Here is an 11,441-nt window from a genome sequence, read left to right as displayed (position 1 = left end):
TGTACACAGTGCACTGGGTTATGTATCGCCTTTTGAGTTTGAAGCAATGTACTATGATAAGATTAACCCGTTAGGTCAGGTGGCCTAACTTAAATAAAAAAGTCTCCGACAAACCCGGTACGGTTCACCCAAAGTTTCGCATCTGCTTCATTAAACGCCGTCACAGGCAACTGTTTATCCAGTGTACGTGCAACTTTGAAAGCTACTTTCTTAAAGTTACCTAGTGCGTTGAAGTAACCAGTTTTATAGTTATAAGGAATGAACTTGTAATACTTCTGCACAGCTGCAGGTGCTTCAGGGAATGGAAATTCGGAAATATTACGTTTAGCCATTTCATCTACACGGTCGGTACGCGCGACACAGACAATCAATTCAGCAGCAGTTTTTGCCGCAAGTTGCCCTAAGCAAGCTTTCACCAACTGTTTTTTCTTTGCAGGGTTCTGAACGACATAGAATGTCCAAGGCTGTAAATTTGATGAATTTGGCGCAAGCAGGGCAAGGTCTAAGCATTCATCTAAAACATCGTTTGGAATGGCCTTGTCGGTAAACTTACGTACAGAACGACGGCTTTGTACAACTTTTTTAAAATTTTCGATATCGATGCCTTCAGGTGCAGGTTCGTAGTAGCGTTTCTTTTCAGGTTTATTTTCAGTTTGTGATGCTGCAGTCATGTGGAAACATCCAGTTTTTAATTTAGAAAATAGATTGGGGCTGAGATGAAAAAAACCACCCAAATATGAGTGGTTTTTAAGTTCCATTACAAATTAATTGAACTGAGAGAAGTCAGGTTTGCGTTTTTGCATAAAGGCTGCAACAGCTTCCATCATTTCTGGAGAACCTACTCGATCCATGAAAATCTCAGCTTCATGGTCAATCCATGCCACGATTTCATCTACATTATGTTTCATTAATGCTTTTGATTGAACCAAAGAAGCGAGTGGTAGAGCAGATAACTGTGCTGCTTTTTTCGCAGCTGTCGCATAAGCATCTTCTTCAATGCTATTGACCAAATTCGCTGAAAGCGCTGTCGCACTATCAAACTTCTGAGCGGTTAAGAGTAATTCAGCCGCTTTATGGTAGCCGGCTTGTTGAACCAATAGCTTGCTCGATGCACCTTCAGGCGATAGACCAAGGCTCACAAACGGAATTTGGAATAGGGCAGTATTGTCGCTGTAGACAAGATCGCAATGAAGCAGAATCGTAACACCAATCCCAATGGCAACACCACGAACCGCAGCGATCAACGGCTTAGAAAATTGAGCAGCAGATTTTAATAAAATGAACGGTGCGCCTTCAGAAGCTGGAGCTTGCCCTTTTTGAGCAGCAGATTTCATGAAATCTTGCATGTCATTGCCCGCACTGAAGTCCGCATCTTGACCACGGAGTACAACTACACGCACTGAAGTATCCTGATCAGCTTCATCTAATGCCTTTGCAATCCACAGATATAATTCTGTATACAGCGCGTTCTTCGCCTGAGGTCGGTTAATGGCCAAGGTCAGTACGCCATTGTCCAAATTCGCATTCAAATGTTCATGGGGTTGTTGAATACAGCTCAGTGTCATCGTACTATCCTTGCGTAAAAGTTTCGTTTTGATTTTATGCTCGACATTATGTCGCATATTTCAGCCTGTGGCACAACTGCTCAGTTCATAAAAAGTTTGATTTGATATGAAATATACATTTGATTATTTGGTTTTCATTGGGCGTTTTCAGCCGTTCCATTTAGCACATCTGCAAACCATTAAAATTGCCTTGCAACAAAGTCAATATGTGCTTTTAGCACTGGGTTCGGCGCAAAATGAACGTAATATCAAAAATCCATTTTTAGCGACAGAACGTGAGCGAATGATCTTGTCGAATTTTTCAGAGCAAGATCAGAAGCGAATCAAGTTTGTGCATGTGATTGATGTATATAACGATGAAAAATGGCAAAAGCTAGTCAAATCTTTGGTAAATGATGTAGTTGAAACGAATGCAAAAGTCGGTTTGATCGGGCATTTTAAAGATGATTCTTCTTATTATTTAAAATTCTTCCCCGAGTGGGAAATGGTTGAGCTGGATAGTCTAGAAGGAGCCATTTCAGCGACACCGGTACGTGAAGCGTATTATCGTGGTGAAATTCAGCATGATGCTTTTCCTCAAGGTACCGTCGAATTTTTGCAAAAATTTCAACAGACTGACATTTATAAACAACTTCAACACAAATTTATGACTCAGGATAAAACAAATCTGCTATAAAAAAACGCTAAAATTTCTAGCACTACAATGGAGCAAAAAAATAAACGTTGTAGTGATTTTAGGCTGTGTTTTATTCAGGAGAAAAACATGAATTTGCGTCACGGAACGTTAGCAAAATATATGGGAGCCTTCGCTTTATGCTGCGTATTGCCCCTACATGCTGCTGAATGGACGCTAACGCCTAATAGTCAGGTCACATTTGGCATTAAATCTGTGGGCTTATCTATTGTTGAAGGACGCTTTAATAAGGTTCAGTCGAATCTTAAGTTTGATCCTGAAGTTCCGCATAAAGGTTCAGCGCATTTAGTGTTAGATGTGGATAGCATCAGTTTTAGTAACCCAAGCTTGAAAGGATTAATCTTGGGGAGCGAATATTTTGATGCTGCAGAATTTAAGCATGTGAAGTTTTTCAGTAAACAAATCGAACCAGTCGCTTATGCCAAGTATATGATTCGAGGGGATCTCACCATTCGTGGCATCACTAAACCTGTGATCTTTGATACCACACTTGCCCCTAGTCCACAAAATCCAAAAGTGTTGGATGTTCAATCTTTAGCAACCATTAAACGTAGTGATTTTGGTATGCGTAAAGCACTCGGTGGAGTAGGTGAGCAAGTATTAATACAACTCAAAGGCCAATGGCGGATTGAATAACCCTATTTTGTTGGCTTCAACACATATGATCTTTGGCGTGTTGTAGCACAACAGCAGTTATTTTCTGTAATTGAATTGATTGTTGGTTCCAATGATGCCAATACAAGGCTAAATCAATACTGAGTTCTGTTGAAAGCTCTATCAATTTTCCCGCTGCTAATAAGTCTTTGCTTTGATAGTCGGGTAACCATCCATAGCCCAAGCCCATCGTAATGGCATCAAAAAATGCAGTTGAAGAGGGAATGAAATGATGCGGATATTGTGAAGGATTGAGCCCGAAATTCTTCTGAATCGATTGCGTATGTAGGTCATCTTTCTCATTAAAAATCAGTGCAGGCGCAGCCCTTAAGACATTTCGCGTCACGCCTTGACCGAACCATCTTTGGATAAAATCAGGGGTTGCTACAAATCGATAATGCATTTCACCCAGATATTCTGCAACGCAGCCCTTCATGGCTTCTGATTCTGTTGTGACACAGGCATTGACCAGTCCTGCTTCTAATAAATGATGTGTTTGTGACTGATCATCGACCTGAAATTGAATCACGATTTTTTCTTCAATTAAGAGATCTTTGAGTAGCGGAAGTAACCATGTCGCAAGTGAGTCAGCATTGGTTGCAATATTGACTTGATAGAAAGCATTCGCCGTTTGTCCTGTTAGATTTTGCAGAAAATTATGTTCTAGTAATTTGCTGTGTTGTAGATAATGCAATAAAGATTGGCCTGCGAGTGTTGGGCGGCAGGGCCGTTCACGCACAATGAGTACATGACCTAATTTCTTTTCTAAGGTTTGCAGCCTGAGCGTGACCGCAGATGCCGTAATGTTTAAACGCAGTGCCGCTTGTTCAAAGCTTCCTGTTTCAGCTACTGCAAGAAAAGCTTCACTATGTTTGCTTTGTAACATGAGTCACCTATGAGCATTAGAAATTTTATAAACTAAGAAAAACTTAGTTATAATGATATTTATTTATAAATACTTATTTTTAACAATAAGCTTCGATAATAGCAACATTCATTTAATGCTTTGAAAGTGTAGTTAAAAAATGTTGCACAGTTATATGCAAGGGCTCGCAATTGGATTTAGCCTAATTATCGCGATTGGTGCGCAAAATGCGTTTATTCTTAAACAAGGGTTAAAAAAGCAGTATGTCTTTTGGCTCTGCGCTATTTGTGCTGCTTCTGATTCGATACTCATCTTATTGGGTGTACTCGGATTCTCCCAATTGGTTAAAAGTTATCCGGAAATTGTGAGTGTTGCGAAATATTTGGGCGCAACTTTTTTAGCAGTTTATGGAGCACAGCATTTTCTGCAAGCCTTCAAAACTTCGAGCAGTTTAGCGCCTAGTGAAAAGAATGAAACCAAATTATTGAAGTTGGTACTGATTTGCTTGGCTTTAACGTGGTTAAATCCACATGTGTATCTCGATACGGTTGTGCTGATTGGTTCTATTTCCACGAAGTTTGAATCGACCGCAGTATATTTTGCGATTGGGGCAATTACAGCTTCATGGGTATTTTTCTTTGTTCTCGGATATGGTGCGCGCTGTTTATTACCACTCTTCCAAAGTGCAAAGGCATGGAAAGTTTTAGACTTTATTATTGGCGTTGTGATGTGGGGAATTGCAGCCTCATTATTGCTCTAGTTAGAAGCTTCTTATTAAGTTTGAGCCCATTCCTAAAGGAGCGGGCTCAAATCATTACTGTTATGCTGCTTGTAGTGCTTTTAAATCTTCTAAGACTTGTTCTGCATGGCCTGCAGCTTTGACCTTGCGATATTCTTTTACCAGCTTGCCATGATGGAAAATAAAGGTTGAACGTTCGATGCCCATAACCTTTTTGCCATACATATTTTTTTCTTTAATCACGTCAAAATGCTGACATAGCACTTCTTCTTTATCACTGATTAAATCAATGCTTAGATTTTGCTTTTCAGTGAAGTTTTGATGGGCTTTAACCGAGTCACGAGAAATGCCGTAGATTGGTGTATTAAGCGCATCAAACTGATCTTTTAAGCATGAAAACCCAATGGCTTGCGTCGTACATCCCGGTGTTGAATCTTTAGGGTAGAAGTAAACGATCAGCCAATCATTGTTTAGTTCTGCAAGGTTGACTTCACCTGAGGTAGTTGGAAAGGTTTGATTTGGTAAGCTAATTTCAGTCATGAAGATTTCCTTTTTCGTGTCTTATCCCTAAAGGGGCTTAAACAAAGTATGTGAAATATGACCATCATACAGAATTTACTTTGAACTTAAAGCAATAAAAAAGCCTGCATTTGCAGGCTTTTTTAAAACGAAAATTATTTTTTCGCTTGAGCAGATTTCATTGCTTCTTCAGTTAAATTTTTTAATTTACCTGTTAACTGAGGACCGAAACATGCTTGAAGGTCTTTATTTTGTTTTTGAACAAAAGCGAGTGTTGCAGGGCTTTTCTTCTGGTTGATTGTGCTTTGGATTTCCCATTTTTGAGCATTGGTTAAACGACCATCTGCTTCAACAGCACAAGTACAGTATTTGCTAACTTCAGCGGCAGTTAGTTTTTTACCTTTGCCAGTTTCTTCTTTACAAACATTAATTAACGAAGATTTTACGTTAGTGCTCTTATATGCTTGTTGAAGCTTGTCGTTGTCAGCGTGTGCAACTGAAGCAAACAATGCAGCTGCAGAGAAAGCAGCAGAAAGAATAATGTTTGATTTTAAATTTTTCATAAACCCTACCTTGTTATTTCGGTATGTAACGTGTCGGATCTTCAACACCTGCGTCAACGAAACCTTGTTTACGAAGACGGCAGCTATCGCATTTACCGCAAGCACGACCTTGGTCATCTGCTTGATAGCAAGACACCGTTTGACTGTAGTCTACGCCATGTTCTATACCTAAGCGAATGATATTTGCTTTGGATAAATGTAACAGAGGTGTTTCAAATTTAAGTGGTTTTCCTTCAACGCCAACCTTTGTTGCAAGGCGAGCCATGTTGGCAAATGCTTCGATAAACTCTGGACGACAGTCTGGATAGCCTGAGTAATCAACTGCATTAATACCAATGACAATCGCTTCTGCACCAAAAACTTCCGCCGCAGCTAAAGCATATGACAAGAAAATCGTGTTACGCGCTGGTACATAAGTTACAGGAATACCGGCTTGTTCATGATCAGGAACTTCAATGCTATGGTCAGTTAACGCAGAGCCACCTAAGTTACCTAAATCGATATTAATGACACGATGTTCTACACCAGCCTGCTTAGTTAACTCACGAGCAGCATCTAGTTCTGTCGTAGAACGTTGACCATACATAAAACTCAAGGCGATACATTCATAACGCGCTTGAGCCCAAGCTAAACAAGTGGTTGAGTCTAAGCCGCCAGACAATAAAACTATGGCACGAGGGCGCATATGCATTACTCCAAATAATTCTTTAAAACTTAACGACCAGTTTCATCGTTCCAAAGCAATTTATGTAATTGCAATTGGAAGCGAACAGGGAGATGGTCTTCTAAAATCCATTGTGCTAAATCACGTGCAAGCTGAGGTAAACGAACAGCGCCTTTTTCAACGGCAAAGGCCGGAGAGAACCAAATGGTGTTGACTTTTTCGTTTAGCTTATAGCGCTCAACTTGCTGTTTTGACCATTCATAGTCTTCACGATTACAAATCACAAATTTGATTTGATCATGTGGCGTTAAATGGTCGAAGTTGCTAAGCAAATTTCGTGCAACTTCACCCGATGTCGGGGTTTTTAAATCCATAACCTTTGAAACACGTGGGTCAACTTTAGACACATCTAAAGCACCGCTGGTTTCTAAAGAGACTTCGCAGCCTAAATCGGCCAGACGAGTCATGAGGGGAAGGGCGTTCGGTTGAGCAAGCGGCTCACCACCTGTCACGCAAATATAAGGGGTTTTAAAATCTAAAGTAGTTTGAATAATTTCTTCTAATGATTGGCGTTCACCGCCTTCAAACGAATAGGTTGTATCACAATAAGTGCAACGTAACGGACAGCCCGTTAAACGGATAAAGACCGTAGGCAAACCTGCGGTATTGGCTTCACCTTGCAATGAATAAAAAATCTCCGTAATACGTAAACCCGCAGACGGATCAGAAACAGGAATAGCGGAAGATCGAAGGGTACTCATAACAAAATTAACCAGATATAAAAAAACAAAAAATCTCTACGATCATTGCTAACCGTAGAGACGAGGAGCGATAGAGGCTCCACGGAACACGAATGCTCCGCTGAAATAAAGACTTAGTCTTCGCGTAATAATTCGTTCAAGCTTGTTTTCGCACGAGTTTTCGCATCAACTTTTTTCACGATTACTGCAGCGTAGAGGCTGTATTTACCGCATTTAGACGGCAAGCTACCAGAAACTACAACAGAACCCGCAGGAACACGGCCGTAATGGATTTCGCCAGTTTCACGGTCATAAATCTTAGTTGATTGACCAATGAATACACCCATTGAAATCACAGAACCTTCTTCTACGATCACACCTTCAACGATTTCAGAACGCGCGCCGATAAAGCAGTTGTCTTCAATGATTGTTGGATTCGCTTGAAGTGGTTCAAGAACGCCACCAATACCAACGCCACCAGATAAGTGAACATTTTTACCAATTTGAGCACATGAACCAACAGTTGCCCATGTATCAACCATTGTACCTTCGTCAACATATGCACCAATATTGACATATGAAGGCATCAATACAACATTTTTTGCTTGGAAAGAACCTTTACGTGCTACAGCAGGTGGTACTACACGTACACCAGCAGCTTTAAATTGTTCTTCAGTCCAGTCAGAGAACTTAGTATCAACTTTGTCATAGAAGCGTAAGTCACAAGCTTCCATTGGTTTGTTGTCGTTCAATTTGAATGAAAGCAAAACGGCTTTTTTCACCCATTGATGAACAATCCATTCACCATCAATTTTTTCAGCAACACGTAATGTACCGTTATCTAGGCCAGCGATCACTTCTTCTACTGCTGCACGTACTTCAGCAGGACAGTCAGCTGCAGTGAAATTAGCACGGTCTTCAAACGCTTGTTCAATGATTGTTGAAAGCTGAGACATGTTCTTCCATCCAGAAAAAAATTTTCCAAGATTTTACACTAAATCGAGTCAAAAATAGATGGTAAATCGGCCTAGGATCGGAATTAATTATTAAGCAAGCACTAAATCCAAGAAATTAAGAGTGATGAATTTAGCATTTTCATAAGGTTTGTATAAAAAATACGCAAAATATACAGAATTGTTCCTTAACATCATTATTATATTTAAAAAAATGAAACAAAAACTCTTTATTAATCAATATTAAAATCTAAATGTATCAAAAGTTAACAAAAAATCAGTAAATTTGCATAAATGTTGAGCTGTGTTTCCTTTTAACATGTGCCATATAACAAGTCTGTAAAATCTGAATAAGAGTTTATTTTGAGGAGAAACACATGAAATCATTACGTTTATTAACAGTAGCTGCTCTACTTACTGCTGCAGGTACTGCAATGGCAGATACCTCTGTAGTTCATGATGGCTATGCATTTGATCAAAACCAACTTATCCCAACTGGCGCTCGTCTAGAAGTGGGTACGACTGGTTATGGTGGTGCGTTACTTTGGACTGCGAACCCATACGTCGGCCTTGCATTAGGTTATAACGGTGGTGATATTTCATGGTCTGATGATTTGTCAATCAATGGCACTAAATATGACATGGATATGGATAACAGCGTTGGCTACTTAAATGCAGAAATTCGTCCATGGGGCGCAAGTACGAGTCCTTGGGCACAAGGCTTATATGTTGCTGCAGGTGTAGGTTATATCGATAATGAATACGGTCTAAATAAACATAATAAAAATGCCGAAGGTACGATTAAAGTTGATGGTACCAGCTACACTGGCATTGGTGGTGTGAAAGGTAACTTATCTTATGATAATGACATTGCGCCTTATGTAGGTTTAGGTTTTGCACCAAAATTAAATAAAAACTTTGGTGTATTTGGTGAAGTAGGTGCTTATTACACTGGCAACCCTACTGTGAAACTTCAAGAGTACGGTAATCTTCAAAACTCTGTAACAGGCTCACCTTCAATCAGCGAATCTGTAGATAATGAGGCACGTAAAATTGCAAACGATGACAAATATGAATGGATGCCAGTAGCTAAAGTAGGTGTGAGCTACCATTGGTAAGTTCTTACTGAAATAAAAAAAACGAGCTTCGGCTCGTTTTTTTTGTTTTTAGAAAGCGTTTAAAATCTGTGACCAAATTTCAGACCATAGATCATGGCATCATTGTCTGAGACACTTGCAAGACCTGAAATATGAGATGTTTCAGTATTCGATGGTTTTGAGAGTTTCATATAATACAGGCCAGTCGCTAGAAAATTGTTCGGGTTAAATTTATACATCATACCTAAACCTAAACCTCGATAGCCATCACTTGGGTTTAAGGTAGACGCCGCATTTCCTGTCCCGTTGTCCCAAATAAACTCTGCAGCAGCGAGCCAACTCGGATTCAATTGATGTGCAATCCCTAACTTTCCTGACCATTGATCTTTCTGATATTCCACCAATTGGATATCAGCTAAATCATGGTATTGTGGATCGAGTGCTGCGTACTGAAGCACGGCATTAAACTGCGGTGGCTGAATGTTGAAATCTTTCCAATTAATCCACCGAACTGTGCCATAAACAACATTGTGTGGGCTAATGGCTGTTTGAAATTCAAAATTGACGCTTTGTGGCGTTTGAATGGATGTATGGATGTCAGGGACTAACTGAAAAGGACCATTTGAATACAAAGTCGATTCAGATGTTTTATTGTCATGTTTGATTTTTGAACGATAGGTTAGGCTGGTTTTAAGTGCGTATTCAGGAATTTGATAACTGAAACCGAGCAGCCAGCCGATCGCTTCATCTTGTTTTAAATAAACATGATAGCCATTGAGAGCAGCATATTGTTGCCCAGAAATTTTTAAATCACCTTTAAATGTTTGTAGGCTTAAACCGCTATAAATATTCCAATTATTATTGGGTTGATAGCCTACCAGTCCAGTTAGGTTATGCGTTCTAAAGTTAATATCGGCGCTTTCAATATCGATATTTGAGCTATCTGGTAAGCGAGGACTATATTGATAATTGATATCAGTATGAAAAGGTTGCTCATAAATTACTCCCGCAGAAATATTTTCATGTGGTTGAATTTTAAGTGCAAATTTCCCAGAAAATTGTTGATGGGCGAGATTCCCTGTAGAAAAATCAGTGATGCCCAACTCACTGATTAAACCTTGGTTTTGTACTTTCCCCTCAATATGAGCATCAATATAAGCAAAACTCGCTTCAGTATAATTTCCGTGTTCAAGAAATGCAGAGATCGATTGATCTGAGTTTTCTATTCCTGCTGCATACATGATCTGTATGGGGCAGGCGATCCCGACTGCCACTGCGACGAATTGATTTTTCATATAGTCCTGGCTTATGGGTCGGAAGTAATGAAGTTTTAATTTTTATTGTGTTGAACGTATTTTAAGCAGAAATTAAAAATAAAGCCAAGAAAACTTAGATAAAATATAAATTTACCAATAAAGAAGAGGACAGCAAGTGTCCTCTTTAATTTGTCAGTTGGGATATCAGTCTTCTGGGTAAGCCACTTTTTTCAACGCTTTGATGTCGGCATCTGGTGAGCATAAAGAAATAAACTCGTAGCCATAACCGCGTAGCAAATGTCCTTTGCGAACAGCAATCCAAGTGGTATTAACGCCAAAAATATCGGTAGGAATCTGTTTTAAACGGTAGTCACGTTCTGGGTCGTATGCTACATCGTTGACAATACCAACCCCCATATTCAGTTCAACATAGGTTTTAATAACGTCTGCATCAAGTGCGGACATCACGATATCTACATTAAAGCCTGAATCTTCAAAAGCTTTATCAATTTTAGAACGACCCGTAAAACCACCGTGGTAAGTAATAATTGGATAGTTCGACAAATCTTCAATGGTGATATTTGATTTTTGGGTGAGTGGGTGCTCTTGTGGTGTGATGATACTGTGTTGCCAGTTATAGTAAGGCACACTTGCAAGGTTATCTTCGGTGGTTAACGATTCGGTTGCGATCCCAATATCCGCTTCACCTTGAAGGAGCATTTCTGTAATTTCAACAGGGCTTGCTTGTTGCAAAATTAGATGAACTTTTGGAAATTCTTTTTTAAATTGGTTCACAATCGGCGGCAAGACATAACGCGCTTGCGTATGTGTGGTCGCAATAGTCAATGTCCCTTCATCCACTTTGTTAAAGTCATCTGCTAGACGTTTAATATTGTCTGCATCCACGAGCATGCGTTCAACGATTCCCAATAAAGACTGGCCTGGTTCGGTTAAACCGAGTAGACGTTTACCTTTACGAATAAATAGCTGTACACCAAGTTCATCTTCTAGATCTTTGATGTGTTTACTCACGCCAGACTGCGAGGTGTAAAGTGCAGCAGATGCTTCTGTTAAATTAAAATTCTGACGTACTGTTTCTCGAATAATTCTTAATTGTTGGAAATTCATAATT

General features: G+C 39.6%; 13 protein-coding genes and 1 pseudogene. 4 read left to right on the top strand and 10 right to left on the bottom strand.

What is annotated here, in order from left to right; genetic code table 11:
* Positions 1-116: 116 nt before the first annotated feature.
* Positions 117-671: pseudogene (locus FTU12_RS14705) on the bottom strand (nitroreductase family protein); the annotation flags it as partial.
* 93 nt (positions 672-764) lie between these two features.
* Complete coding sequence (locus FTU12_RS14700; protein ID WP_078192396.1) at positions 765-1,565, bottom strand: enoyl-CoA hydratase-related protein; 801 nt, start codon at positions 1,563-1,565, stop codon at positions 765-767.
* A gap of 106 nt (positions 1,566-1,671) precedes the next feature.
* On the opposite strand from FTU12_RS14700, the gene FTU12_RS14695 reads away from it, so the two are divergent.
* Together FTU12_RS14695 and FTU12_RS14690 are read left to right on the top strand one after the other, a co-directional pair.
* Entirely contained in the window at positions 1,672-2,241 is a 570-nt protein-coding gene (locus FTU12_RS14695) for a nicotinate-nicotinamide nucleotide adenylyltransferase (RefSeq protein WP_180114794.1), read from the top strand.
* Positions 2,242-2,328: 87 nt separating this feature from the next.
* The gene (locus FTU12_RS14690; RefSeq protein WP_180114792.1) at positions 2,329-2,895 is read left to right on the top strand and encodes a YceI family protein; all 567 of its coding nucleotides are present in this window, start codon (positions 2,329-2,331) and stop codon (positions 2,893-2,895) included.
* Positions 2,896-2,911: 16 nt separating this feature from the next.
* Here the strand turns inward: FTU12_RS14690 and FTU12_RS14685 are convergent, their stop codons facing one another.
* A complete protein-coding gene (locus FTU12_RS14685; RefSeq protein ID WP_180114790.1) occupies positions 2,912-3,799 on the bottom strand; it encodes a LysR family transcriptional regulator ArgP in 888 nt (295 codons plus the stop codon).
* Between the two features lie 139 nt (positions 3,800-3,938).
* Here FTU12_RS14685 and FTU12_RS14680 point away from each other — a divergent pair, with 139 nt between their 5' ends.
* Entirely contained in the window at positions 3,939-4,538 is a 600-nt protein-coding gene (locus tag FTU12_RS14680; RefSeq protein ID WP_180114788.1) for a LysE/ArgO family amino acid transporter, read from the top strand.
* 60 nt (positions 4,539-4,598) lie between these two features.
* Here the strand turns inward: FTU12_RS14680 and FTU12_RS14675 are convergent, their stop codons facing one another.
* The 5 genes from FTU12_RS14675 to dapD form a co-directional block, all read right to left on the bottom strand.
* The gene (locus tag FTU12_RS14675) at positions 4,599-5,057 is read right to left on the bottom strand and encodes a peroxiredoxin (RefSeq protein WP_111883962.1); all 459 of its coding nucleotides are present in this window, start codon (positions 5,055-5,057) and stop codon (positions 4,599-4,601) included.
* Positions 5,058-5,191: 134 nt separating this feature from the next.
* Positions 5,192-5,599 (bottom strand): hypothetical protein, encoded by a 408-nt coding sequence (locus FTU12_RS14670; protein WP_078192024.1) that lies wholly within the window; start codon positions 5,597-5,599, stop codon positions 5,192-5,194.
* A gap of 13 nt (positions 5,600-5,612) precedes the next feature.
* Complete coding sequence (gene queC / locus FTU12_RS14665; RefSeq protein ID WP_078190349.1) at positions 5,613-6,284, bottom strand: 7-cyano-7-deazaguanine synthase QueC; 672 nt, start codon at positions 6,282-6,284, stop codon at positions 5,613-5,615.
* A 29-nt stretch (positions 6,285-6,313) separates the two neighbouring features.
* Positions 6,314-7,024: a 7-carboxy-7-deazaguanine synthase QueE gene (queE, locus tag FTU12_RS14660; protein WP_180114786.1), complete on the bottom strand. Its 711-nt coding sequence runs from the start codon at positions 7,022-7,024 to the stop codon at positions 6,314-6,316.
* Positions 7,025-7,137: 113 nt separating this feature from the next.
* Positions 7,138-7,959, bottom strand: coding sequence for a 2,3,4,5-tetrahydropyridine-2,6-dicarboxylate N-succinyltransferase (dapD, locus tag FTU12_RS14655; protein ID WP_078190347.1), 822 nt, complete (start codon positions 7,957-7,959; stop codon positions 7,138-7,140).
* Between the two features lie 374 nt (positions 7,960-8,333).
* Between dapD and carO the strand changes: the two genes are divergently transcribed.
* Positions 8,334-9,074: an ornithine uptake porin CarO gene (gene carO / locus FTU12_RS14650; RefSeq protein WP_180073575.1), complete on the top strand. Its 741-nt coding sequence runs from the start codon at positions 8,334-8,336 to the stop codon at positions 9,072-9,074.
* 59 nt (positions 9,075-9,133) lie between these two features.
* On the opposite strand, the gene FTU12_RS14645 is transcribed toward carO, so the two are convergent.
* Positions 9,134-10,348, bottom strand: a complete 1,215-nt coding sequence (locus tag FTU12_RS14645) for an OmpP1/FadL family transporter (RefSeq protein WP_257227328.1) — start codon at positions 10,346-10,348, stop codon at positions 9,134-9,136.
* Positions 10,349-10,513: 165 nt separating this feature from the next.
* The gene (locus FTU12_RS14640; RefSeq protein ID WP_168378042.1) at positions 10,514-11,437 is read right to left on the bottom strand and encodes a CysB family HTH-type transcriptional regulator; all 924 of its coding nucleotides are present in this window, start codon (positions 11,435-11,437) and stop codon (positions 10,514-10,516) included.
* Positions 11,438-11,441: the final 4 nt, after the last annotated feature.

This window comes from Acinetobacter sp. YH12063 (genome assembly GCF_013419715.1).
Taxonomy (GTDB): Bacteria; Pseudomonadota; Gammaproteobacteria; order Pseudomonadales; family Moraxellaceae; genus Acinetobacter; species Acinetobacter amyesii.
The sequence above is the reverse complement of the archived record's forward strand: the minus strand, read 5'-3'. Positions and strand labels throughout refer to the sequence as shown.

Coding starts and splice junctions, on each gene's coding strand:
- FTU12_RS14700 (WP_078192396.1), bottom strand. CDS start 1,565: ATGACACTGAGCTGTATTCAACAACCCCATGAACATTTGAATGCGAAT.
- FTU12_RS14695 (WP_180114794.1), top strand. CDS start 1,672: ATGAAATATACATTTGATTATTTGGTTTTCATTGGGCGTTTTCAGCCG.
- FTU12_RS14690 (WP_180114792.1), top strand. CDS start 2,329: ATGAATTTGCGTCACGGAACGTTAGCAAAATATATGGGAGCCTTCGCT.
- FTU12_RS14685 (WP_180114790.1), bottom strand. CDS start 3,799: ATGTTACAAAGCAAACATAGTGAAGCTTTTCTTGCAGTAGCTGAAACA.
- FTU12_RS14680 (WP_180114788.1), top strand. CDS start 3,939: ATGTTGCACAGTTATATGCAAGGGCTCGCAATTGGATTTAGCCTAATT.
- FTU12_RS14675 (WP_111883962.1), bottom strand. CDS start 5,057: ATGACTGAAATTAGCTTACCAAATCAAACCTTTCCAACTACCTCAGGT.
- FTU12_RS14670 (WP_078192024.1), bottom strand. CDS start 5,599: ATGAAAAATTTAAAATCAAACATTATTCTTTCTGCTGCTTTCTCTGCA.
- queC (WP_078190349.1), bottom strand. CDS start 6,284: ATGCGCCCTCGTGCCATAGTTTTATTGTCTGGCGGCTTAGACTCAACC.
- queE (WP_180114786.1), bottom strand. CDS start 7,024: ATGAGTACCCTTCGATCTTCCGCTATTCCTGTTTCTGATCCGTCTGCG.
- dapD (WP_078190347.1), bottom strand. CDS start 7,959: ATGTCTCAGCTTTCAACAATCATTGAACAAGCGTTTGAAGACCGTGCT.
- carO (WP_180073575.1), top strand. CDS start 8,334: ATGAAATCATTACGTTTATTAACAGTAGCTGCTCTACTTACTGCTGCA.
- FTU12_RS14645 (WP_257227328.1), bottom strand. CDS start 10,348: ATGAAAAATCAATTCGTCGCAGTGGCAGTCGGGATCGCCTGCCCCATA.
- FTU12_RS14640 (WP_168378042.1), bottom strand. CDS start 11,437: ATGAATTTCCAACAATTAAGAATTATTCGAGAAACAGTACGTCAGAAT.